The sequence below is a fragment of the Acuticoccus sediminis genome, assembly GCF_003258595.1.
In the GTDB taxonomy this organism is placed as follows: domain Bacteria; phylum Pseudomonadota; class Alphaproteobacteria; order Rhizobiales; family Amorphaceae; genus Acuticoccus; species Acuticoccus sediminis.
Window position 1 is genome coordinate 299,785 of record NZ_QHHQ01000001.1, and the last position, 23,504, is coordinate 323,288.

Annotated in this window: 16 protein-coding genes; 7 read left to right on the plus strand and 9 right to left on the minus strand. The window is 69.6% G+C overall.

Features of this window, described 5'->3' with window-relative positions:
• Window positions 1–42 precede the first annotated feature (42 nt).
• From DLJ53_RS01225 to DLJ53_RS01255, 7 genes are all read left to right on the plus strand, one after another.
• A complete protein-coding gene (locus DLJ53_RS01225; RefSeq protein ID WP_111341634.1) occupies window positions 43–1,170 on the plus strand; it encodes a sugar ABC transporter substrate-binding protein in 1,128 nt (375 codons plus the stop codon).
• 14 nt (window positions 1,171–1,184) lie between these two features.
• The gene (locus DLJ53_RS01230) at window positions 1,185–2,711 is read left to right on the plus strand and encodes a sugar ABC transporter ATP-binding protein (RefSeq protein ID WP_111341636.1); all 1,527 of its coding nucleotides are present in this window, start codon (window positions 1,185–1,187) and stop codon (window positions 2,709–2,711) included.
• Window positions 2,708–3,754 (plus strand): ABC transporter permease, encoded by a 1,047-nt coding sequence (locus DLJ53_RS01235; RefSeq protein ID WP_111341637.1) that lies wholly within the window; start codon window positions 2,708–2,710, stop codon window positions 3,752–3,754. The genes DLJ53_RS01230 and DLJ53_RS01235 overlap by 4 nt, the downstream gene beginning before the upstream one ends.
• 11 nt (window positions 3,755–3,765) lie before the next feature.
• Window positions 3,766–4,737, plus strand: coding sequence for an ABC transporter permease (locus DLJ53_RS01240; RefSeq protein ID WP_202912947.1), 972 nt, complete (start codon window positions 3,766–3,768; stop codon window positions 4,735–4,737).
• 1,428 nt (window positions 4,738–6,165) lie between these two features.
• The gene (locus tag DLJ53_RS01245; protein WP_162408755.1) at window positions 6,166–8,292 is read left to right on the plus strand and encodes an ATP-binding cassette domain-containing protein; all 2,127 of its coding nucleotides are present in this window, start codon (window positions 6,166–6,168) and stop codon (window positions 8,290–8,292) included.
• Window positions 8,293–8,310: 18 nt separating this feature from the next.
• Entirely contained in the window at window positions 8,311–10,575 is a 2,265-nt protein-coding gene (bglX, locus tag DLJ53_RS01250; protein WP_111341642.1) for a beta-glucosidase BglX, read from the plus strand.
• A gap of 7 nt (window positions 10,576–10,582) precedes the next feature.
• Window positions 10,583–11,851 carry a glucoamylase family protein gene (locus DLJ53_RS01255; RefSeq protein ID WP_202912948.1) on the plus strand — a complete coding sequence of 423 codons (1,269 nt, stop codon included), beginning with the start codon at window positions 10,583–10,585 and terminating at the stop codon, window positions 11,849–11,851.
• A 122-nt stretch (window positions 11,852–11,973) separates the two neighbouring features.
• On the opposite strand, the gene DLJ53_RS01260 is transcribed toward DLJ53_RS01255, so the two are convergent.
• The 9 genes from DLJ53_RS01260 to DLJ53_RS01300 all read right to left on the minus strand — a co-directional run bounded on the left by DLJ53_RS01260 (window position 11,974) and on the right by DLJ53_RS01300 (window position 23,205).
• Complete coding sequence (locus tag DLJ53_RS01260; RefSeq protein ID WP_111341643.1) at window positions 11,974–13,221, minus strand: glycoside hydrolase family 15 protein; 1,248 nt, start codon at window positions 13,219–13,221, stop codon at window positions 11,974–11,976.
• The gene (locus DLJ53_RS01265) at window positions 13,221–13,994 is read right to left on the minus strand and encodes an alpha/beta hydrolase (RefSeq protein ID WP_111341645.1); all 774 of its coding nucleotides are present in this window, start codon (window positions 13,992–13,994) and stop codon (window positions 13,221–13,223) included. The genes DLJ53_RS01260 and DLJ53_RS01265 overlap by 1 nt, the downstream gene beginning before the upstream one ends.
• Window positions 13,991–15,565 carry an OpgD/OpgG family glucan biosynthesis protein gene (locus DLJ53_RS01270; protein WP_111341646.1) on the minus strand — a complete coding sequence of 525 codons (1,575 nt, stop codon included), beginning with the start codon at window positions 15,563–15,565 and terminating at the stop codon, window positions 13,991–13,993. Before DLJ53_RS01270 ends, DLJ53_RS01265 begins: the two co-directional genes overlap by 4 nt.
• Before the next feature lie 558 nt (window positions 15,566–16,123).
• Window positions 16,124–17,128 (minus strand): CobW family GTP-binding protein, encoded by a 1,005-nt coding sequence (locus tag DLJ53_RS01275; RefSeq protein WP_162408757.1) that lies wholly within the window; start codon window positions 17,126–17,128, stop codon window positions 16,124–16,126.
• Between the two features lie 558 nt (window positions 17,129–17,686).
• Window positions 17,687–18,037: a cytochrome o ubiquinol oxidase subunit IV gene (gene cyoD, locus DLJ53_RS01280; RefSeq protein ID WP_111341650.1), complete on the minus strand. Its 351-nt coding sequence runs from the start codon at window positions 18,035–18,037 to the stop codon at window positions 17,687–17,689.
• The gene (locus DLJ53_RS01285) at window positions 18,034–18,660 is read right to left on the minus strand and encodes a cytochrome c oxidase subunit 3 (protein WP_111341652.1); all 627 of its coding nucleotides are present in this window, start codon (window positions 18,658–18,660) and stop codon (window positions 18,034–18,036) included. Before DLJ53_RS01285 ends, cyoD begins: the two co-directional genes overlap by 4 nt.
• Entirely contained in the window at window positions 18,657–20,741 is a 2,085-nt protein-coding gene (locus DLJ53_RS01290; protein ID WP_211100530.1) for a cbb3-type cytochrome c oxidase subunit I, read from the minus strand. The genes DLJ53_RS01285 and DLJ53_RS01290 overlap by 4 nt, the downstream gene beginning before the upstream one ends.
• Window positions 20,731–21,813, minus strand: coding sequence for a cytochrome c oxidase subunit II (locus tag DLJ53_RS01295; protein ID WP_211100531.1), 1,083 nt, complete (start codon window positions 21,811–21,813; stop codon window positions 20,731–20,733). Before DLJ53_RS01295 ends, DLJ53_RS01290 begins: the two co-directional genes overlap by 11 nt.
• A 183-nt stretch (window positions 21,814–21,996) precedes the next feature.
• The gene (locus DLJ53_RS01300) at window positions 21,997–23,205 is read right to left on the minus strand and encodes an MFS transporter (RefSeq protein ID WP_111341654.1); all 1,209 of its coding nucleotides are present in this window, start codon (window positions 23,203–23,205) and stop codon (window positions 21,997–21,999) included.
• Window positions 23,206–23,504 lie beyond the last annotated feature (299 nt).

The following is a 23,504-nucleotide window of genomic DNA, read 5'->3' on the forward strand; positions in this document are numbered from 1 at the left end:
AAACGAAAACGACCTCGAATGTCGAAAACGGGAGGAAACACGATGCCCATCAAGCGGATGATGGCGTGCGCCACGATGGCGAGCGCCCTCGTTTTGGCCGCCACCGCGGCCGACGCGCGCCCCAAGACCGTCGACGGCCCCGGCTACATGCCCGAATGCTTCGCCCCGTGGGCGGAGGACACGGCCCACTTCCAGTGGCCGGCCAAGGAAGGCCCCTTCAAGGTCGCGGTCGTGAACGGCTTCGTCGGCAACATCTGGCGCATCCAGATGATCAAGACCGCCAAGGCCTTCGTCGAGCAGGAGGAGATCGCCCCGCTGGTCTCCGACCTCAAGGTCGTCTCGGTCGGGACGGACGCCGCGGCGCAGATGGGCGCCATCGAGGACTTCATCAATCAGGGCTACAACGCGATCATCACCATCGCCAACAGCCCGACCGGCTTCGAGCGCGTCATCCGCCTCGCCAACCGCAACGACGTCGTCCTCGTCCCCTTCGACGGCCTCCTCGACTCGAAGGACGTCATGCAGGTCAACGAGGACCAGTACGCCATGGGCGTGATGTCCGCGAACTGGCTGATCGACCACGTCGGCAAGTCGGGCAAGATCCTCGAGGTGCGCGGCGTCCCCGGCAACTCGGTCGACCGGGACCGACACGAGGGCTTCCGCTCCGTGATGGAGGCGGACGGCAACGACTTCGAGATCGTCGAGGTCGTCGGCAACTGGGCGCCGGGCGACTCCCAGCGCGTCACCGCCGACGCGATCGCCGTCCACGGCCACTTCGACGGCGTCTTCTCCCAGGGCGGCACCAACGGCACGGTGCAGGCGATGATGGCCGCCGGCCACCCGTTCGTGCCGATCGCCGGCGAGGCCGAGAACGGCTTCCGCAAGCAGATCGCCGAGCACTCGGGCGAGGGCCTGATCGGCCTGTCCTACGGCCAGTCGCCCGGCCTCGTCGCCATCTCCATCAAGGCCGCCCTCGAGGCGTTGCAGGGCAACGTCATGCCGCAGATGATCTCGGTGCCGATCCCCTCCGTCGATTTCGAGACGGTCGAGGACGGCGTGAACTACTGGTCCAACCTCCCCGACGACTTCTTCACGCCGAACGAGTTCCCGCCGTGCAACGTCAACATCACGGCGCCGGAGATCATGGCCGAGTCCGAGAAAGACAACTGAGACCGGCCCCGTCGATGAGCGAGCCTCAAACCCCGTTCCTTGAGATGCGCGGCATCTCCAAGGCCTACGGTGGCGTGAAAGCCCTCACGGACGTGGATTTCGTCGCCCGCCGCGGCGAGATCCATGCCGTGCTGGGCGAGAACGGCGCCGGCAAATCCACCCTCATCAAGATCGCCTCGGGGGTCGTGACGCCGGATACCGGCACGCTCGTCGTCGACGGCACGCCACGCGCCTTCGCCTCCCCGCAGGAGGCGACGGCCGCCGGCATCGTCTGCATGTTCCAGGAGCTGTCGCTGTTGCCGGACCTCACGGTGGCCGACAACATCTTCATCACCGACCCGCCCCGCACCCGGCTCGGCCTGATCGACCGGCGCGCCCAGCGCCGCGGCGCCGAGGCGCTCCTCGCGCGCGTCGGCTGCGAGGACATCAACCCGTCGACCCGCATCCGCGACCTGCCGCTGTCGCGCCGGCAGATGGTCGAGATCGCCAAGGCGCTGGGCCGCGACCCGACCCTCCTCATCCTCGACGAGGCGACCTCGGCGCTGACCGCGGCGGATGTCGAAAAGGTCTACGAGATCCTTCACAAGCTGCGGGCCGACGGGCTCGCCCTCCTCTACATCTCCCACCGCATGCACGAGATCGAGGAGCTGGCCGACACGCTGTCGGTCTTCCGCAACGGCCAGCGCGTCGACACCTTCGCCAAGGGCACGCACTCGGACGACGCGATCGTGCAGATGATGATCGGCCGCGAGTGGGCCAACGTCTACCCGGCGAAGCCCAGACGCATCGCCCCGCCGCCGCTGATCCTCGAGGCGGAGAACCTCACCTTCCCGCCCGCCCTCAACGGCGTGTCGCTGTCGGTCGGACGGGGCGAGATCGTCGGCATCGGCGGGCTCGACGGACAGGGCCAGCGCGAGCTGCTGCTGGCGCTCTTCGGCGTCCTCGCCTCGGTCGGCGGGACGGTGAAGATCGACGGCGCGCCGCAGCGCATCGGCTCGCCGTCCGCGGCCAAGCGCCCCGAGATCGGCATGGCGCTCATCCCCGAGGACCGCAAGACGGAGGGGTTGATGCTGCCGATGAGCGTCGGCGAGAACATCACCGCCGCCTCGCTGGGGAGCGTCACGAAGGGCGTCGTCATCGACCGCGCGGCGGAGGCCGAGAACATCCGCCGCATGGTGGCGGAGATGCAGATCAAGGTGGGCGACCTCGGCTCGCCCGTGGCGACGCTGTCCGGCGGCAACCAGCAGAAGGTCGTCATCGCCAAGTGGCTGCTGACGAACCCGCGCATCATCCTCCTCAACGACCCGACGCGCGGCATCGACGTCGGCACCAAGGAGGAGATCTACGCCCTCCTGCGCCGCCTCGCCGACCAGGGCGCGGCCGTCGTCCTCTACACCACCGACTATGCCGAGCTGATCGGCTGCTGCGACCGGGTGCTCGTCATGTACGAGGGCCGCGTCGTCAGCGAGCTCGCGGGTGACGACATCACCGAGACCAACATCGTCTCCGCCGCCCTCAACTTGTCGGGAGCGGCCGCATGAGCGCCCTCGACCGTTTCGTGCGCTACAACGCCGGCATCCTCCTCGCGATCGCGCTGTTCGGCGTCCTCTACGGCACATACGCGGTGCTGCACCCGAACTGGGGCATCAACGTCGTCCTGCAGAACGCCAACGAGACGCTGGCGCTTATCTTCGTCGGCATGGCGCAGACGATGGCCGTCCTCGTCGGCGGCCTCGACCTCTCGGTCGGCCCCCTCATGACCTTCACCAACTGTTTCGGCTCGGTGGTGATGGCAGAGAGCGGCGGGTCGGTCCTCGCCGGGGTCGTCGGCGCGCTGGCGCTCGGCGCGGCGTGCGGCTTCTTCAACGGCTGCGTCATCGTCTACGGCCGCATCCAGCCGATCATCGCGACGCTCGCCACCGGTGCGATCTACCTCGGCGCGGCGCTGATCCTGCGGCCGACGCCCGGCGGCAACGTCAACGCCGACATCGCCTGGGCGCTCACCAACGACATCAACGAGCTCGGCTACACCTTCGGCCTCTGGGAAGACGTCGGCCCCATCGGCCTCCTGCCGATGCAGGCGATCTTCCTCGCCCTCATCGTCTTCCTGGTGTGGCTGCCGTTCCGCGCCACCGTGCTCGGCCGCGGCTGCTACGCGGTCGGCTCCAACGAGCAGGCGGCGTACATGTCCGGCCTCAACGTCGACCGCTCCAAGATCGCCGCCTTCACGCTCGCCGGCTTCTTCGCCGGTTGCGCCGGAGTCTACCTGACGCTGCAGATGGGATCCGGCAACGCCGACGCGCCCCAGGCGGCGGAGTACACTCTCCGCTCCATCGCGGCGGTGGTGATCGGCGGAACGTCGCTCTACGGCGGGACCGGCGGGGTGATCGGCACCATCTTCGGGGCGCTGGTGCTGCGTTCGATCACGTTCATCTTCCGCGTGATCCCGGAAGGCGCCGCGATCGGCTTCGTCGCCGATCCGCTGCTCCAGCCCCTCTTCGAGGGTCTCATCCTCCTCCTTGCGGTCAGCCTCGGCGCGGCGCGCGTCCTGCGCGTCAAGAACCGCCTCTCGCTCTTTACCTGAGGTCCGGACCGATGAGCTCTCCGTCCATGCCGTCCCGCCGCCCGGGCTTCCGGCTCGACCTGCCGATCGTCATCGGCCTCGTCTTCATCGTGCTGATCCTGGCGGTCGGCACCGCCTACACGCTGAAGACGCAGGGCACCGCGACCTTCCTGTCGCCCAACTACCTCGTCCTGCAGCTCCACTCCGGCGCGTTCCTTGGGATCACCGCGGCCGGCATGATGATGGTCATCCTGCTCGGCCACATCGACCTCTCGGTGCCCTGGACGATGACCTCCGGGGCGATGATCGCCACCGCCATCGGCGGCGTGATGGGCGACCTCGCCGGGCTCGCGCTCGGCCTGGCGGTGGGGCTCGTCAACGGATTCGGCGTCGCGTTCCTGCGGGTGCCGTCGATGATCTTCACCCTCGGCATGAACACCGTGCTCCTCGGCCTGATGGTCATGCTGACGGGCGGGCACGCGCCGCAGAGCGCGGCGACGGACGTGATGGTCTTCCTCGGCGCCGACCGCACCCTCGGGGTGCCGCACTCGGTGGTCCTCTGGGCGCTGGTCTCGGCGGCGCTCGTCTTCGTGCTGACCCGCACAGCCCTCGGCCGGTACATGTACGCGATCGGCAACCAGGAGGCCGCCGCCTACCTGTCGGGCGTGAAGACGCGGCTCGTCATCATGGCGGCGTTCCTGATGTGCTCGCTGTGCGCGGTGATCGCGGGGATGTCCCTCGCCGGCTATTCGGCGCGCGCCTTCCAGGCGATGGGCGACCAATACTTATTGCCGTCCATCGCCGCGGTCGTCCTGGGCGGGACGACAATCCTCGGCGGGCAAGGACGCTATTCCGGCACCGTCATCGGCGTGATCCTGATCGTCCTCCTGCAGAGCGTTCTGAACGTGATGCAGATGGAAGAGGCGTACCGCCAGATCATCTACGGTACCGTCATCATCACGATGCTGCTCATCTACGGCCGCCAGCGCTCCGTCGCGCGCTGACCGCGGTTGGCCCGGCGCGCCGTCAGGGGCGCGCCGCCGCCGGGACGATGGCGGCAAGATGTTTCACCTCCGCGCACACTGAACGCAAAAACAATGTCGAGTTGGCGCGGCATGTTGCGCCGATCTAGAAATATACTTTAAGTTCACACCCTGCGCCCTACATACAGGATACGCTCAAATTCTATCCACAATCACTTATTCTTGATCTGTAAATTCTGCCATACTGCATTTAGGCCACCGAGTGCCTGTAACAGCCCTGGCCTGACCGAATGTTGCTCCGCAGCCTTCGTCACGGCAAAATTACGGTAACAATCGGGCAATATTCTTGCCGCGCCACGCGACAGTGAATGCATTCGTGCCGCGAACGGCGGCGCCCAGGGCGTTCCGACGCGGCGGCGGACCGGACTGCGAAGGGGCGGCGCGCCTCCCGCCGGCAACCACACGTTCGCCTCGCCCGAACCCGCCGACCTGCACCGGGACCGGCCGGTTCCGGCCCACCGATGCCCGCGGGACCGCCGCGAGCGGCCGGATGTTCCGACCCATCCGGGAATGGCCCGGCGGTCCGCCGTGGCCCTATCATCCGATCAATACTTTGATCCCGCCGGAGCTTTTTGCCCTCGCCGCAAGCACGGCCCGCCCGGCAGGGCGGCAACGCCGGGCGCCATGAAGGGCACCGCGGCGGCGTTTTCTGACGAAACAGGGCGGGAGGTGGCCATGCCGGCACGCCCTCCTGCGGCACCAACGATGCGGATGCGAGGAACCGGAAGGAGGGTTGCAGATCCGCCCGGATCGTCCCGAGCGGGCTCCCGAGACGGTAGCGCCGAGCCGTGCGCGACCGGCAGGAGGAGGTGTGTCGTCCCGGCGACAGCGCACTCGCGAAGTATGGCCGGATCGCCTCATTTCGAGGTCGTCTCCGCTCCCCACACGGTCGGTACAACCGTGTGTAGCGGCCCTCGCGACCGGGTCGGAACCACCGGGAACTGCCTAAAAGCACGACGGAATCGCGCCATTGCCGCAAATGTGACCCGGGCGCGCCGCCGGCGCAGCCTTCGATCACGGGAAGTTGTTCCAGAAGAATCAGTGGCTTGCCGGCATTAATCGGGCATCAACCAACGGCGTGGCGTGATGAACGGGGCATTGAGAAACTCGTGTGATTTCAAACACAGTTCCCCAAAAACTCCGGGACTATATCTGGCAAAGCTTTCCTAAGTGGCAAGGCTGTCGCATTCTAGGCGTGATAAGGGCAACCTTGAGGCGCCGGAAAGATAGGCTCGGCAGAGGCTGGGGAGAGGCTGGGTCACACCGCGCGGCCCTATGTGTGCGCAGTTTAAACGGGGCTGGATGACGATGAAGTTTCGTCCGTCGATCTGGGCGTCACGATTAACCGAAGGGCAAAGCGTCCTGGCTGCGGCCGGGACGGCGGCGATTATGGCGGTCGTACTCCACCTCCTCCTCGTCGATGCCCCCGGCGCGATGTTCTCCGGCCTCTCGTATCTCTCCACCTGGGCCGGCACGGCCATGGCGATCACGTGGGGCGTCGGCCTTTCGGTCCTGCCGCTCCTATACGCCTTCGGCCGGGCTCATCCGAAGCTGCGGCAGCCGCTGCGCCGTCCCGGCAAGACTCCGGTCTCCGGCATGCGCGGGTTCTGGGGCCTTCTGTCCGCCTACTGGACGTCCGAGCGCTGGGCCGAGGCCTGGTCGCTGACGATCGCCGTCTTCGCCATCACTACGCTGATCTCCAAGTCCAGCGTCTGGGCTGCCACGGCGAGCGCCGACTTCCTCAACTCCATCGTCTCGTTCCACACCCCGACCGAGGGGACGGACCCGGTCGCCGTGCTGATGATGGCGGTCGCCGCCTTCGGCGGCATCTACCTCGCCCGCTACGGCGCCATCGGCTTCCGCCACTTCGTCTCGGCATCGCTGCACCGCAAGGCGCGCGGCTGGACCCAGGCGCAGTTCTCCTCCGCGATGCTCGGCCGCAACCACATCGCGATGAACCTGATGTCGAACCGCGACGCGGCGCCGGGCGCGGTCGGCCGCATGCCTGACAACGTCGACCAGCGCGTCGACGAGTGCACGAACAACATGTTCGGCGGCATCATCGGCCTCGCCATGGGCGTCTGGGGCTCGGTCACGTCGATCTACTTCGTCTCCTCGGCGATCATCTCCCGCTCGGTCGAGGTGCCGTTCCTGGAGCGCTGGTTCGCCGCGGCCGGCGCCGCCGCCACCGACGCGTTCGGCGCGACCGTCGGCGCCGCGCTGACCTTCTCGCCCGGCGAGTACGGCTCGGCCCTGCTGGTCGCGGTCGTCATCGCCCTCTACGTCCCGCTGGGCACCTTCTGCGCCTGGCTCCTCGGCCGCGTCCTGGAGCGCCAGACGCTGGAGCGGCAGGCCCGCGACGGCACGTGGCGCGGCGAGCTGAACGAGATGCTGGGCCGCTCCGGCCAGCTCGCGATCTCGGGCGGCCAGCGCGTCCAGGAGCAGACCAACGGCAAGCTGTACCGCGGCATCGACGAGGTCTGGCACCGGATGAACATCACCCAGGCCGGGTTCATGATGTTCACCAACAGCTACAACTTCCTGTCGAAGCGGCTGGTCTCGTACCTGCCAGCGCTGCCGGGCTACCTCTCCGGCGCGCTGACCTTCCGCGCCTACTCGGCGACGTCCGAGCTGGCCGCGGAGCTGATCGAGGACTGCTCCTGGTTCATCCAGGTCATGCCCGCAATCGCCACCCTGAAGGCCAACGCCGTCCGCCTCTCGGAGGTCGCCGAGGCCATCGAGGTCGCGTCCGACCAGACCGAATTCTACAGCCAGACCGGCGTCCACAAGTTCCGCCACCTGTCGCAGGACCCCCACTTCGGCCTGACGCTGAAGAACGTCGCCCTGCACCACCGCGGCAAGGACAGCGCGCCGTTCCTGACCGTGCCGCAGATCAACATCCGTCCCGGTCACTGGGCCTACGTCCGTGGCCAGAACGGGTGCGGCAAATCGAGCCTGATGAAGGCGATCGCCGGCCTGTGGCCCTACGGCACGGGCGACATCGTCCTGCCGACCGGCGCGAAGATGTTCTTCGCCGGCCAGGACCCGGACCTGCCGACCCGCCTGACGCTGAAGGAGCTCGTCACCTACCCCGACTTCCCCTCGCGCTTCAGCGACATCCAGGTCGCGGCAGCGCTGGCGGAAGTCGGCCTCGGCAAGTTCATCGCCAACCTCGACGACGACCTGCACCACGGCAAGCCCTGGAACAACGTCTTTTCCGGCGGCCAGCGCCAGCGGCTCGTCCTGGCACGGATCATCCTGCAGAAGCCCGACGTGCTGCTGCTCGACGAGGCCTGTGCGGCGCTCGATCCGCTCGCCACCCTGGAGTTCCACCGGCTGCTGGCGGAGAACCTGCCGAAGGCCATCGTCATCTCGATCATGCACACCCCGGAGCCGCCCGTGGCCCCCGGCGGCAAGGCCTACTACGACAAGATTCTCTACATCGAGGATGGCATCGCGGACATTCACGCACTAGGTCACGCGGCACCAGCGGTCGATCAGATCGCAGCCGAATAGGGCTTAGCGAACCAACCCATGTCCGACCATGACTTTGTCGCTGCGCTGCTGCAGCGGATGACGCTGGCCGAGAAGATCGGCCAGCTCAACCTCCTGAGCGCCGGCGAGGGTCCGGAGACCGGAAGCCCCGCCGTCCGCAACGTTCAGGGCCGCCTCGAAGCCGGTCAGCTCGGCGGCCTCTTCGGCACGAAGTCGGTCCGGTCCGTCCGCGCCTGGCAGGAGATCGCCCTGGCCGGCTCCGCCCACGGGATCCCCCTCTTCTTCGCCGAGGACGTGATCCACGGCCACCGGACGATCTTCCCGCTGCCCATCGCGCTCGGCTGCGCGTTCAACCCGCAGCTCTGGCACGACGTCGCACGCGTCGCCGCCATCGAGGCCTCGGCAGAAGGCATCAACCACGTCTACGCGCCGATGATCGACATCGCGCGCGACCCGCGCTGGGGCCGCATCGCCGAAAGCCCCGGCGAGGACCCCTACCTCGCCTCCCGCTACGCCGAGGCGATGGTGAAGGGCTTCGAGGGCGACGACCCGACCGCGCTCGACACGGTCGTCTCCTGCCTGAAGCACTTCATCGCCTACGGCGCCGCCGTCGGCGGGCGCGACTACGACAACGCCAGCCTCTCCCCCGAGGACACCATCGGCGTCTACGCCGAGCCGTTCCGCGCCGGCATCGCGGCGGGCGCGGGCTCGGTGATGGGTTCGTTCAATGCGCTCAACAAGCGCCCCATGCATGCGCATCGCGAGATGATCCGCGGCTGGCTGCGCGGCAAGGCCGGCTTCGAGGGGCTCATGGTGGCCGACTATACCGGCATCATGGAGCTCTCCGCCCACGGCCTCGGCGACCGCGAGACGGTGTCGGGGCTCGCCCTGATCGCCGGCATCGACATGGACATGATGGGCGAGGACTACCTCAACCACCTCCCCAGACTGGCCAAAGAGGGCCTGTCGCGACCCGAAAGCGGGATCGAGATCTCCGCCGCGGAGATCTGTTCGGCCGTCGACGAGGCGTGCGGGCGCGTCCTCCTGCTGAAGAAGCGCATCGGCCTCTTCGACGATCCGTTCCGCTACTGCGACGACGATCGTGCCGCCAAGGCGACGCTCGCCCCGGCCCATCGCCGGCTGGCGCGCACGTCCATCACCGAGAGCTCCGTCCTCCTCAAGAACGACGGCGTGCTGCCGCTGGAGCCGGGCTCGCGCATCGCGATGGTCGGCGCCGCGGCCGACGACCGGACCAACCTCCTCGGCACCTGGTCCGTTTCCGGCGACCACCGCCAGGCGGTGACCCTGCTGGAAGGGCTGCACGCCGCGCACGACGGGCCGATCACCTGTGTGAAGGGGTCGGACATCGTCGAGGACCCGATCCTCGCCGACCGCCTCAACGTGCACGGCCAGACCGTCTTCCTCGACACCCGCAGCGCCACCATGATGATCGACGAGGCGGTCGCTGCCGCCCGGGCGGCGCATGTCACCGTGGCCGTGGTCGGCGAGGCGCGGGAGGCGTCGGGCGAGTGCTCGTCGTTGACCGACATCACCCTGCCGCATCCCCAGCGCGTCCTCATCGAGGCCCTGGCCGCCACCGGCACACCGCTCGTCCTGGTGGTGAAGGCCGGACGGCCGTTGGCGCTCGAACAGGAGATGAAGCTCGCCGACGCGGTGCTCTTCGTGTGGTTCACCGGAACCGAGGCGGGGCACGGCGTCGCCGACATCCTGACCGGAGAGGCGGACCCGTCCGGCCGGCTCGCCGCCTCCTTCCCCGCCCGCACCGGGCAGGTCCCGGTCCACTACCAGGCCGAATCCACGGGGCGGCCCTATCCCGGCCGGTTCGAGAAGTTCAAGACCGGCTATCTCGACCTGCCGGACACGATCCCGGCGGCGACCGGCCTCTTCCCCTTCGGCTTCGGCCTCTCCTACACCCGCTTCTCCTACAGCAAGCCCACCGTCGATGAGGCACGCCTCAAGGGGCCGGACGCGGTGGCCGTGCTGCGCGTGACCGTCACCAACGAGGGTGAGCGGACCGGCACCGAGGTCGTGCAGCTCTACATCTCCGACCCGATCGCGCGGATCACCCGGCCGATGATCGAGCTGCGGGGCTTCGAGAAGATCACCCTGCAGCCGGGGATGAGCCGGGAGGTGGTCTTCCACGTCACCCGGCGGGATCTCGCCTACGCCATGGGCGAGTCGCTGCTCGACGTCGAATGGGTCTGGGACCCGGGCGTCTTCGTCCTGCGCGTCGGCCGCAACTCGCGCGACCTGCAGGGCATCCCGATCCACTGGGACGCGTGAGCCGGACGTGAGCGAGCTTAACCCCGGCCGCCCCGAAAAGGGCCTCTCCGACGACGCGCTGCGCGACGCCACCGCCCGCGCCGCGCTCGGCTATTTCTGGGACTTCGCCCACCCGGCGAGCGGCATGGCGCGCGAGCGGAGCGCCGGCAGCTTCGGCTACGACACGAGCGCGATCGTCACCACCGGCGGCACCGGCTTCGGCATCATGGCGCTGATCGTCGGCGCCGCGCGGGAGTGGCTGCCGCGTGACGCCGTGGCGGACCGCATCGCCCGCATCGCCGCCTTCCTGGAGGGCGCCGAGGCGCACCACGGGATCTTCCCGCACTTCATGGACGGGGCGACGGGCGCCACCGTCCCCTTCACCCCCACCGACGACGGGGGCGACCTCGTCGAGACCGCGTTCCTGATGGCGGGCCTCCTCACCGCACGCCAGGCCTTCCCCGACCGTGACGACATCGTCGACCCGGTGAACCGGCTCTACCGTGCGGCGGACTGGGCGGCGCATGTCAGGGAGACCGACCACGGCCTGATGTGGCACCGCAGCGACCACCACCCGTGGACCCCGAAGAGCCTGCCGATCCGCGGCTGGAACGAATGCCTGATCACGTTCGTGCTCGCGGCGGGATCGCCCACCCACCCGATCGACCCGGCGATCTACCACGACTCCTGGGCGCGCGCGGAGCAGTTCCGCAACGGGCACAGCTACTACGGTGTCCGCCTGCCGCTCGGGCCGGAGCTGGGCGGCCCCCTCTTCATGGCCCAGTATTCGTTTCTGGGTCTCGACCCGAACGACCTGACGGACGAGTACGCCGACTATGGCGAGCAGGTGCGCGCGCACGCCCTGGTGAACCGCGCGCACTGCATCGCCAACCCCGGCGGCTTCGAGGGCTATGGCCCCAACTGCTGGGGTCTCACGGCGAGCGACAGCACCATCGGCTACTCGGCCCACTCGCCCACAAACGACATCGGCGTCATCACGCCCACCGCCGCCGTCGCCTCGATGCCCTACGTCCCGGCGGAATCGACGGCGGCACTGCGCCATTTCGTCGACGACCTCGGCGACCGCCTGTGGGGCCCCTACGGTCTCGTCGACGCCTTCGAGCCGGGCGGCGACTGGATCGCGCCCGGAACGCTCGCCATCGACCAGGCCCCGATCGTCGTCATGCTGGAGAACTATCGCAGCCGGCTGATCTGGGACCTCTTCATGTCAGCCCCGGAGGTGCAGACCGGTCTGGTCCGCCTCGGCTTCCACAGCCCGCGGCTCCCGGTCGCCTAGCACTCATCCGGGCCCCCTGCGCCTGCGGGCGCCGCCTCGGCCTCCGGCAGGCTCGGGACCCACCAACGATCAGGCTCCCGCCCCGATTGCGTGAGCGCCGGCAGGGGAACGCTGTGCCCGCTTCAGCCCGCTGCGCGGCGGGCGTGGGCGGCGGCGATCAGCGCGGCGTGGCTCCAGGTGAGGTTGCGGCAGGAGGCCGGGGCGCCGGTCGTCCCGTCCAACTGCTCCGGCAGCGCGCCCGGCTCCGGGAACGCGGCGCGGACGGCGTCCAGGATGAGGTCGCCGCGGGCCCGGCAGCGGTCGCGCTCCGCCTGCGGCAGCGCCGAAGCGGCGGCGCGGCGGTAGTAGAACTCCGCGAAGCCGAAGCTCGTCGGCAGCCACGGGTGCCCGCCGAAGTAGACGTCGCGCGGCCACCGGCCGACGAGCGGCGCGGTCTCGGTGGCGATCGGGAAGCGCATGCGCGACCAGGCTTCGACGTGATCGGCGGTCGCGATCATCCACGGGTCGCAGACGCCGAACGGGGCCGCGTCGTCCGCCTCCAGCAGGGCGCCGAGGACGATGTTGGCGTCGCTCTCCCCCCGCGGCGCGATGGACGAGGCCCGCATGTGTCCCGCCTCCCCGTCCCAAAGGTCGGAGAGCGCGGCGTCGATCCGGGCGATGGCCGCGTCGGCCGCACCGGTGTCCAGCCGGTCGCGGCCCGCCCGCAGGGCGGCACGCTGGGCGAGCAGGGTGAAGGCGTGGCGGGCGGGGGGCGGATCCTCCCACGGGCCGATCGCCGGCTCGGCCGCGTGGGCGAGGACGTGCGCGAGATCGAGGCCGAGGAGGACGTGCGCCTCCGCCGGCGGAACGCCAGGCCAGGCGAGGCAGGAGAGCACGCGGAGCGGCGGCCCGTCGAACTGCGGGCGGCTCCAGTCCTCGAAGTCCGGCGTGCCGTCGGCGTTCACGCGGGGCTCGCCCAGCAGCCGGTCGCCGGAGAGCGCGAGGTCGGCGTCGGCGCGCAGGAACCTCACGTGCGCCGCGTCGGTCGTCGGCCGCAGCGGGTTCGGCCCCGTCCATGGGCGCGTCGCGGTCCGGAGGCTGAAGGCGGCGTAGTCGGCGAAGCGGCGGTCCCAGGCGGTCGGGTCCGCGTCCCGCACCAGCGCGGCGGCCGTCATCACCACACCCGCGTCGCGCGTCCAATGGTAGAAGTAGTCCGGCTCCGGGTCCCAGTGGGCATCCTCGGGCGAGGCGAGGACGGAGCCGGCCGCCGGGACGACCGACTGGCCGAAGCCGGGCCGGCGATGCGTCAGCCCCGTTGCGGAGATCGCCGCGGCCATCGCCCCGGCGGAGGCGGTCTCCTGTGCGGCGAGCCAGTCGTCGAGCGCGCCCATCAGGCGGCCGCGAGCAGCCGGTCGAAGGCTGTCCCCATGCTGCGCATGTAGTCCGGGCCGACGGGGCAGTGGTGCTCGCCCGGCAGCACGTCGCGCCAGACGCAGCGGGGCAGCGCGTTGGCGAGCTTCGCCGCGTCGGCCGGCGGCGTCACCGTATCGTCGGCCCCGACGACCACGGCGGCCGGAATGCGCACGTTGCCGGCGCCGGGGATGACGTCGTGGGTGCGCCACTCGTCGAGCGCCCCGGGCAGCTCGCGCGAGAGGGCGGCGAGGGCGTCGCCGCCCTGCGCCTTGCGCGCCGCGATCAGCGCCGCACCGGAGATCACTGGCGAGACGGCGACGACGCCGGTCGGCTCCCACCGATGCCCCTCGGCGGCGATGCGCACGGCCGCGTAGGCGCCCATGGAATGGCCCACGAGGACGCGTGCCTGGCCGGGCTCGCCCGGCTCCTCCGCCGCGACGAAGTCGACCACGCGGCAGAGGTCGGCGTGATGGGCCGCCATGGTGAAGTCCCCGGCGTCGCCGGCGCTGGCATTGTGGGCGGAGCAGCAGAGATCCGGCGCGACGACGGTGAAGCCGCGCTTCAGCGCCGCGCCGATCATCGGCGTCATGTGCGGTGCCCCGGCCGCGCCGTTGCGGCCGTGAGCGATGACGGCGCACCCCACATGCGTCTCCGACGGGCGGTAGACGTGCACCCACATCGGACCGGCGCTGCCGTCCAGCGGAACGACCTCCGCCGGGCGCTCGGCGTGCAGGTGGGGCGCGACGGTCACTTCGTCGCCTTGGTGATCATCCGGCTGGGCAGGATCTGGCCGATCCAGGTTTCGCTGAGCGCCTTGCCGTCCTTGCGCATGAAGGCGCGGACCTCGGCCGGTTCGTTGCCCTCCAGCTCGAAGCCGAAGGAGAGGCGCCAGTACGGGGTCCCGACGACGGGCCACGCCTCCGCCTCGGAGACGATCTTGCCGCGCGCGATGGAGACGACCGCCTCCACGTCGCCGCGCCCGAGGCCGTCGAACTCGCCGCCCTCGAAGTCGATCACCATCTTGTCGGCGTTCGGGATGACGGGCTGCCCGGGCGCCCCGGCGAGACCCTGGCGCGTCGAGATCACCCGCGCCACCACCGCTTCCGGATCCTGGTCGACCCAGTGGAGGCGGTAGTCGAAGGTCATCTCGGCGCCCTCGCCGCCGTGGTTGGCGGGCGCCCAGTAGGCGACGATGTTGTCCTTCGTCTCGTCGTCCGCCGGCAGCTCGACGAGCTGGACCGCTCCCTCGCCCCAGTCGCCGATCGGCTCGACCCACACCGTCGGGCGGCGGTCGTAGAAGACGCCGTCGTCCTGGTAGTGCAGGAACTCGCGGTCGCGCTGCACGAGGCCGAAGCCGCGCGGGTTGTTGTCCGCGAACGAGGAGGTGCGTGGGATCAACGGGTTGTTCAGCGGGCGCCACAGCCGCTCGCCCGAACCGGTCGCGAGGGCGAGGCCATCGCTGTCGTGGATCTCCGGGCGCCAGTCGGTGCCGAAGCGCTCGTCGCGCTCGGAGTACCAGTACATGCTCGTCAGCGGCGCGATGCCGAGCCGCTCCACCGCACGGCGGAAGAAGAGGTGAGCCGAGACGCTGGTGGTGTGGCCGCCGTCAGGTGCGTCGCGGCGCAGGCCGAAACGGTAGGCGCCGGTGATTGAGCGGCTGTCGAGCAGGGCGTAGACGGTCAGGTCGTCCCCCTCCTCCTGCGGCGCGGCGAGGTAGAAGTGGCTGAACCGGGGGAACTCTTCGGGCCGGGACAGGCCGGTGTCGATGGCGAGGCCACGCGCGGAGAGGCCGTACTGGCCGAACGGTCCGTCGGTGCGGAAGTAGGACGCGCCGAGGAAGGACACCCAGTCGGGCTTCAGGCCGGGGCGCATGACGCGGAAGCCGGCGAAGCCGATGTTGCTGGGGAGCTCCTGCGCCGGGCTGTCGTCCGGCATGTCGAAGTAGGTCTTGCTGTAGAGGATCTCGCGGGCCTCGACGCCGTCGACGACGAAGAGGTGCACCGGCTCCTTGAAGTAGCGGCCCTGGTGGAAGAGCTGGACCTCGGCGTTCGTGCCCGGGGGGCTGAACGTCGCGTCGTCGCGATAGCGGATCTTCCAGTGGGCATCGTAGTCGATGCGCTCGAGCACGTCGCCGGCGATGATGTGCGGCGGCTCGTAGGGCCGTTGGGCGGCTTCGCGAGCACGCTGGATCAGGGTCTCGAACCGAAAGGTCTGCGGCTCACCCAGCTTGAGGTCGTGGCTGCCGTCTTGTGCCGAGACCCTCAAAGGGAACATGCCCAGGAGCGAGATCGATCCTGCAACCACCGTCCGCCGTGTCGGCATACTGTGACCTTCCGTGCTTCGATGCGACATTCGCCGGTCCAAGTAGGTCGTCTTTTCGATTCGGGAATTACCATCCGACTGAATGATTATGTCGCGGCAGCGAAGCGTCCCGATCCTGAGGTGTTCGCGTCCTCGTCACGGATCATCGGAAAGACGTGGCCCGGCAACCCCCTAGGCACCGTGTTTCTGCGTTATGGTGCATGTCGCTGATTATCCCGAGGCGCGGACGCGCGCAACGCCATCGCGCAAGGCCGCGCCGACGCGGTTAATTCCGGCCCGGAACCGCCCTGTCCGGCCGGGGCGCGCCGGGATCGGTGCCATGCGCCACAATCGCATCGAGGTGCGCGAGGGCGCTCCCGCCGGAGCGACGGATCATCGCACCGAAGCCGGGGCGGCGTCGCCCGTTGGTATCGAAGATCGAACCCGTCCCGGCGCTGGAAATGAAATCCCGGTATCGCCCTCTGCGATCAGGCCGGAACCGGACCCGGCGAGGCGACGTCCCCGTGCCGGAAGGCGAGGCTCGGCGGAACAGGCCGGCGGCCGGGCCGGAGGTGCCGCCTACGCGGCGGTTTCGCTGGCGAGGCAGTCCTCGAAGATGGCGCTCAGGGCGGCGGGGTCGATGGACTCGTGCCGGCCGATGGCGACGAGGGTGCTGACGGCGGGCGCCTCGTGCTCCTCGAATGCCATCTCGCGGCGCTTGCCGACGAGGTGGAAGACGAGGCGGCGGCTGTCCCCGTCCGTGCGCAGGACGCCCTTGGCACGCAGGAGCCCGGCCGGGAGCTGGTTGATAGCGCGCCGGAACTTGCGCATGTCGACCGGCCTGTCGGTCCGCCACTGCCAGGTGGCGAATTCCGCGGTGTGGTCGTGGTGGTCGTGGTCGTGGTGATCATGGCCATGTCCGGGATGTTCGTGGCCGGCGTGATCGTGTGTCGCCTCGCGTTCCGCCGGCTCACGCGGGCCGAACAGCACACCCGGCGGGACGTCCGCGTGGCTGGCGTGGACGGTGCGCACGCGCGGCATGGCACCGCGAAGGGTCTCCTCGATGGTGGCGATCCGCGCCGCGTCGACGAGGTCGACCTTGTTGAGGATGACGATGTCCGAGCCCGCGACCTGGTCGAGGGCGAGTTCGGTGGAGGCGAAGTCGAGGTCGGTGAAGCCGTCGGTGTCGACGAGGCAGAAGATCCCGTCGAGGACGACGCGCGGGGCGAGCGTGTCGGTCTCCAGGGCATCGGCGATGGCGAGGGGGCGGGAGACGCCGCTCGCCTCGATGATGAGCCGGTCGGGCGCGCCGTCGCCGGCGAGGAGCTCGCCGATCGCCTCGACGAGATCGTCGCGGATGGAACAGCAGACGCAGCCGTTCTCGAGCGAGACGCGGTCGGCGGTGCGCTCCACCACCAGTTCGGCGTCGATGTTGAGGGCGCCGAAGTCGTTGATGAGGACGGCGTAGCGCACGCCGCCGGCGTTGCCGAGGATGCGGCGCAGGAGCGTCGTCTTCCCGGCGCCGAGGAAGCCGGTGAGGATGGTGACGGGGATCCGCTCGTCGGAACTCGGGGTATCGGCCATCGGGCGCTCACTACTCGCGGTCTGGGGCGCGCTCGCGGCGCGCGGGGTCTGGGCGCACGGCCACGGGCTGGCCGACGCGCGGGCCGCCACCGGGCCGCCCATCCCGCTGTGGTAGCCAAAACCGCCCCCACAGCACAACGGTCGGTAAGTCCCGTGCCCGCCTCTCGGCCCCTCACCGCCTGCCCGGCGTGCCGAACACCTCTCCCGGCGGTCGCAGAACGCGGGAAGGCGGAGCCGCCGCCCCCCGGGCCGGACCCGGCCGGTGCGACAAGCCACACCTCAATCCAGCGCGCTCCCCTTCTCGGCGCGCACGCAATCCGGGGCGGGAGCCTGATCGTCGGAGCCGCCGTCGCGCCCCCTGAAAGGCGGCAGGCGGGCTCCGCTGCAAGGGGCCGAAGGCCGGCGAAGCCGCTTGCCCTTGCAGGGGAGCCCGCCTGCTGCCAGGGGGCAAGCGCGACGGCGGCTCCGGCGATCAGGCGGGACTGATCGTTGGTGGGACCCGAGCCCGCCGGAGGCTGCGGCCTCGCCGAGCTGCACCGTCGTCCCGGATCCTGACGGTCAGTGCATGCGGTAGGCGAGGTCGCTGAGGATCCAGATCGTTCCGCCGCCCATCAGGGCCAGGAGGAGGACGGTGAAGAGGATGAGCTGCAGGTCCTCCCGCTTCTGGCGCGACAGGTCGACGTGGAGGAAATAGCGCAGGTGGACGACGATCTGCACCAGTGCCGCGACGGCGATCACCCAGAGCGTCGTCCCGCGCGGGAGCACCCCGGTCCAGGCGAGGACGAACGGCGGCACGGTCAGCAGGACCGCAAGGGCGAAGCCGGTGAGATAGGCCCGGGTATCGCGGCCGCGCTCTCCGTTGGCGGCGGCGGCCGCCGCCTCCTCCCGGCTGAGGAAATCGTCGCTCATAGGGCCCCCGCGAGAAAGACGCCGGACATGATCCCGACCCAGACGATGTCGAGGAAGTGCCAGTAGAGGGCGAGGCGCAGGAGCCGCGACTTCACCCGGCTCGTCATGCCGAGCAGATAGATCTGCAGCACCATCACGCCGACGAAGACGATTCCCATCGAGACGTGGAGGCCGTGGAGCCCGACGAGGGACCAGAAGGCGGAGAGGTAGCCGGAGCGCTGCGGTACCGCGCCGATCTCCGCCATGTGGATGAAGTCCTTGACCTCGAGCGCGACGAAGCCGGCGCCGAGCAGGGCCGTCACGCCGAGCCACATGGCGATGCGGCCGGGCGCGTCGTGGTACTTCATCGCGATGCTGGCGAAGCCGAACGTCAACGTGCTCGCGAGAAGCAGCGTCGTCTGCCCGGCGATGCTGCCGAGGTTGACGATCTCGTCCGGTCCCGGGCCGCCCGCCGTCGAGCCCCACATCGTCGCGAAGGTCGCGAAGAAGAGGCCGAAGGTGACGAGGTCGCTCATCAGGAAGACCCAGAAGCCGAACGTGACGACCTCGGCCTCCTCGTGCGCCTCGCCGTGCGAGGGGCCGAGGTTGAGGCCCGGGTGGAGGTTGGTCGCGGCGTCGGTCATGCGGCTTCCTTGAGGTCGGTGCGCGCGAAGCCGCGGTTGGCGGACGTCAGCTCCTCGCCCCGGTCGACGCCGCTGGCGGCGTCGATGGCGCGCAGCCACGCCTCGGTGTCGCGGCGGACCTCGTCGGCGGGGATGGTGACCATCCGGTCGGGGAAGAAGCTCCGGACGACGAGGACGGTGGGAATGGCGACGAGCGAGATCGCCGCGAGCCACCAGATCCACCACGTCATCGCGAAGCCGAAGACGCCGGCGCAGACGCAAAGGACGAAGCCGACGCCGGACGGGGCCGGGAGGCGGATGTCCTCGTACTCGTCGGGCCGCACGTAGGGGCGCCCGGACGCCTTCTCGACCGCGAAGGGCTCGCGCGTCCCGATGACCGGGATGACGGCGAAGTTGTATTCCGGGACCGGGGCGGGCGTCGCCCATTCGAGCGTGCGGCCGTCCCAGGGATCGCCGAGCGGGACGGCGAGCGCCGCGCGGTTCCTCCACGACACCCAGAAGACCCAGGCGAAGGTGGCGAAGGCGGCGAGGATGAGCAGCGAGCCGAGTGCGGTGAAGATCATGTACGGCTCGAACACCGGGTCGGTGTAGCTCGCGGAGCGGCGCGGATAGCCGAGCAGGCCGACGACGTAGAGCGGCAGGAAGGTCGCCGAGAAGCCGACGATCCAGAGGATCGCGCTCAGCCTGGCCGGCCCCTCTTCCAGCCGGTAGCCGAAGGCCTTGGGGAACCACATGTGGATCCCGGCGAGGGTCGCGAAGACGACGCCCGGCAGGATCACGTTGTGGAAGTGCGCGACGATGAACTGCGTGTTGTGGACCTGATAGTTGATCGTCGGGTTGGCCAGGATGATCCCCGAGAGGCCGCCGAGGACGAAGAGGACCATGAAGCCGCCGAGGTAGATCATCGGCACCGTCATGCGGATGCGGCCGCGGTAGAGGGTGGCCAGCCAGACGTACATCTTCACGCCTGTCGGGATCGCGATCAGCATCGTGGCGATGCCGAAGGCGACGTTGACGGTGGCGCTGTTGCCCATCGTGAAGAAGTGGTGGACCCACACCGTGAAGGACATCACCGCGATGCACATCGTGGCGAGCACCAGCGAGGTGTAGCCGTAGAGGGTCTTGGCCGAATAGGTGGCCGTCAGCTCCGAATAGATGCCGTATGCGGGCAAGATGAGGATGTAGACCTCGGGATGGCCGAACATCCAGAAGAGGTTGGCGTAGTTCATCATGTTGCCGCCGAGGTCGTTCGTGAAGAAGTGGAAGTCGAGGTACCGGTCGAGCGCCTGCATCAGGGCGGCGACGGTCAGCGGCGGCATGGCGAAGGCGAGGAGGATGGCGGTGCAGAGCGCCGTCCAGCAGAAGACGGGCATGCGCATGTAGGTCATGCCGGGCGCCCGCATCTTGTAGATCGTGACGGCGAAGTTGATCCCCGACAGCATCGAGCCGAAGCCCGATACGACGATCGCCCAGATCCAGTAGTCCGGCCCGACGCCCGGCTGGAAGGCGGCACCGGTGAAGGGCGGATAGGCCGCCCATCCGCCGGTCTCGAACTGGCCGACGACAAGGGACACGAGGAGGAGCATCGCCCCGGCGGCCGTCATCCCGAGGCTGATCTGGTTCATCAGCGGGAAGGCCATGTCGCGCGAGCCGATCTGCAGCGGGATCAGGAAGTTCATGAACCCGGTGATGAACGGCATCGCCACGAAGAAGATCATGATGGTGCCGTGGGTCGAGAAGAGCTCGGCGAAGTGCTCCGGCGCGAGGATGCCCCCGTCCAGCGCGGTGGCAAGATGGCCGCGCATGATGACGCCCTCGGCGACGCCGCGGGCCATCATGACGAAGCCGAGCACCATGTACATGATGCCGATCTTCTTGTGGTCCTGGCTGGTCAGCCACTCGCGCCAGAGCGGGCCCCAGAGGCGGAAATAGGTGAGCGCGGCGACGACGCCGACCGCGGCGAACACCTCCAGCCAGCCGGCGCCGGAGGCTACCAGCTCGTTGAGGCTGAAGTTGCGGAAGACGGCGAGCGGGGCGATGTCGTCGAACGTCAACCGGCCGAAGATTGGGCTATCCATCATGCTTACCCGCGTGGTGGCTGGCGTGCGTGCCGGGATGGGGGATGCAGTGCTCCGCCTGCGGGGCGGAAGCGCCGGGCTCACCCGCGCGGAAGGCGGGGCTTCCGGGCTGGATGTCCGGCGTCACGGGAGTCCCGCGGTGGTAACGGGCCATCACGCAGTCGAAGAGATCGCCGATTTCGAGGGCGAAATGAATCGGCCCCGCGCCGGACAGGCCGAGGTCGGTGCGCAGGTCTGTGAGGATGCTGGGCCTGGAGAGCGTCGTGTAGGTCGCCTCGCCGAGCGGGGTGCCGGCGGTCTTGGCCGCCTCCACCCAGGCATCGAAGCCCTCCTGCGGGAGGGCGCGCACGGTGAAGCGCTGGTGCGGGAAGCCGTCACCGCTGTACTGCGAGTTCTGGCCGCGCGTCTCGCCCGGCTCGTCGGCGATGAGGTTGAGCTCGGTGCGCATGCCCGGCATGGCGTAGATCTGCCCGGCGAGGGCGGGGATGAAGAAGCTCTGCATCACCGTGTCGGTGGTGATGCGCAGCGCGATCGGCCGCCCGGCGGGGACGACGAATTCGCCGACGCTCGCCACCTCTTCGTCGGGGTAGACGAAGAGCCATTTCCAATCGAGGCCGATGACGTCGATCCTCAGCGGGTCGGGGCCGACGGGGTCGTAGGGATTGAGGCGCTGCGTCGCCACGATCAGCGCCCAGGCGAGGGCGATGACGACGAGGATCGGCACGCCCCACATCGCCATTTCCAGCCAGCGGTTGAACTCCCAGTCCGGGGAGTAGACCCGTCCCGAGGACTGCCGCCGGCGGTAGCGCCACATGATGACGGGCGTCAGCACGAGCACCGGCAGGATGGGCAGCAGGATGATGAGCGTCGCGATCGTGAAGTGGTGGCGCTGCCGCGCCGCGATCTCGCCCAGCGGGGACAGGAAGCTCTCGCTGGCGAGCGCGGGCCCGGCGATCAGCACACCCGCCGCGAGACCGGCGAGGGCGAGGACGGCTCCTGCGGGGATCGGCGGCTCGGCGGGCGCGCGGCTCATGGCGTCGCTGCGGGGGGAGCGGCGTCGGAAGCGTCGGAGCATCGTATCCCTCGGGCCGGACCGGGCGGGGTGCGACCCGGGGAACCGGGCTCCGCTCGGCCGGCCCCGGTCGACACGTGCCGCACCGCGTCAACGTGCCGTACCACAGGCTACATAAATGAATGGCGCAAGTTATAATTGGGATAAGCACCGCAATCGGCGTGCGGACCCCACATTGGTGCGACTTTATCGCCGCTCCGTCGCCAGGTAGGCGAGCGTCGCCGCCGGCATGGCCGCCCCGATGACGCAGATGCCGGGCCAGCCGAAGAGCTCCAGCACCGGGCTCGCCACCGCCGAGCCGATGGCGCCGCCGACGAAGAAGGTCGTCATGTAGACCGCATTGAGGCGGTTCCGGATCGAGGCGTCGAGGCGGAAGATCTCCCGCTGTCCGATCACCAGATTGAGCTGCACGCCGAGGTCGATGAGGATCGCCGCGGCGGTCAGCGCGATGAGGCTCGACGCGGCGACGCCCGCCAGGACGAACGAGAGCGCGACCAGCGCCATGGCGCCGGCCGTGCCGGCCCGGATCAGGCCGCGATCGGCGATCCGGCCGGAGATCGGCGCGCCGACGACGCCGAGGACGCCCGCGAGCGCGAAGATCGCGACCTCGCCGGGGCTGAGGCCGAAGGGCTGGCGCATCAGGACGATGGGCGCCGCGGTCCAGAAGAGCGAGAAGCCGCCGAACAACGCGGCGTGATAGAGCGCCCGGCGACGCAGCACCTGCTCATGGAGGAAGAGGCGGCCGAGCGAGGCGATCAGCGCGCCGTAGCGCGGCGGGTCCTGCGGTCGCCGCTCCGGGAAGGTCAGCAGGCCGAGGCCCGTGAGGACCGCGATGAGCCCGGCGGAGAACACGAACGGGGCGTGCCAGCCCGCGAACTCGGCGAGGAAGCTCGCGATCGGCCGGGCCAGCAGGATGCCGCCGAGAAGCCCGGTCATGACGTTGCCGACAACCTCGCCGCGCACGTCGGCGTGGGCGAGGGAGGCGGCGAGCGGGATGATCATCTGCGCCGCGCATGAGGTGAGGCCGACGAGGAGCATCGCCGCGAAGGCGGTGGTGGCGTTGGTCGAGACGGCCATGCCGATGAGCGCGACGACGTTGAGCGCCATCGTCGCGAGGATGACCTTTCGGTTCTCGAGGAGGTCGCCGAGCGGCACGAGGAAGAGGAGGCCGACCGCGTAGCCGAGCTGGGCGACGGTGACGAGCGAGCTCTCCGCCGCCGGGCTGAGGCCGATGTCGGCGCCGATCAGCGAGACGAGCGGCTGGTTGTAGTAGAGGTTGCCGGCCAGCGCGCCCGAAGCCAGGGCGAACATGAAGGTCCGCGCCGCACCGGGACGCCGCAGGTCGGTGGCCGCGTCGAGCGAGGCGATGTCGTCGAGGGCGAGGCGCTGTCCCATCCGGTGTCTCCGCCATGGATTGTTCGATGGCGAAGCTGGGTGGGCGCACCGTGCCGCTGTACCCGGGCGAGCGGGCACCAGAGCTGCGCCCGGCGCGCCTTCACGGCCGGGCCGGCCCGTCCCATCGCGCGCAGGCGCGGTCGGAACGGGGCCACCAACATACTGATTTTCATTGGCTTTACGGAGAGCGCCGAGGCAGGCGAACCGGCGCGTGACCGGGGATCCGGGTGCCCCGCCGCGATGCGCTTGCCGCGCTGCAGGGGCGCGCGACCGTGCGTTTGGGACACCAGCGGCCCCAG

Excerpts from the sequence above, each read along its gene's own strand:
- DLJ53_RS01230 (WP_111341636.1), top strand. The coding sequence starts at position 1,185 with ATGAGCGAGCCTCAAACCCCGTTCCTTGAGATGCGCGGCATCTCCAAG.
- DLJ53_RS01270 (WP_111341646.1), bottom strand. The coding sequence starts at position 15,565 with ATGCCGACACGGCGGACGGTGGTTGCAGGATCGATCTCGCTCCTGGGC.
- DLJ53_RS01240 (WP_202912947.1), top strand. The coding sequence starts at position 3,766 with ATGAGCTCTCCGTCCATGCCGTCCCGCCGCCCGGGCTTCCGGCTCGAC.
- DLJ53_RS01285 (WP_111341652.1), bottom strand. The coding sequence starts at position 18,660 with ATGACCGACGCCGCGACCAACCTCCACCCGGGCCTCAACCTCGGCCCC.
- DLJ53_RS01225 (WP_111341634.1), top strand. The coding sequence starts at position 43 with ATGCCCATCAAGCGGATGATGGCGTGCGCCACGATGGCGAGCGCCCTC.
- DLJ53_RS01260 (WP_111341643.1), bottom strand. The coding sequence starts at position 13,221 with ATGGGCGCGCTCGACGACTGGCTCGCCGCACAGGAGACCGCCTCCGCC.
- DLJ53_RS01235 (WP_111341637.1), top strand. The coding sequence starts at position 2,708 with ATGAGCGCCCTCGACCGTTTCGTGCGCTACAACGCCGGCATCCTCCTC.
- DLJ53_RS01275 (WP_162408757.1), bottom strand. The coding sequence starts at position 17,128 with ATGGCCGATACCCCGAGTTCCGACGAGCGGATCCCCGTCACCATCCTC.
- DLJ53_RS01290 (WP_211100530.1), bottom strand. The coding sequence starts at position 20,741 with ATGATGGATAGCCCAATCTTCGGCCGGTTGACGTTCGACGACATCGCC.
- DLJ53_RS01295 (WP_211100531.1), bottom strand. The coding sequence starts at position 21,813 with ATGCTCCGACGCTTCCGACGCCGCTCCCCCCGCAGCGACGCCATGAGC.
- DLJ53_RS01300 (WP_111341654.1), bottom strand. The coding sequence starts at position 23,205 with ATGGGACAGCGCCTCGCCCTCGACGACATCGCCTCGCTCGACGCGGCC.
- bglX (WP_111341642.1), top strand. The coding sequence starts at position 8,311 with ATGTCCGACCATGACTTTGTCGCTGCGCTGCTGCAGCGGATGACGCTG.
- cyoD (WP_111341650.1), bottom strand. The coding sequence starts at position 18,037 with ATGAGCGACGATTTCCTCAGCCGGGAGGAGGCGGCGGCCGCCGCCGCC.
- DLJ53_RS01245 (WP_162408755.1), top strand. The coding sequence starts at position 6,166 with ATGGCGGTCGTACTCCACCTCCTCCTCGTCGATGCCCCCGGCGCGATG.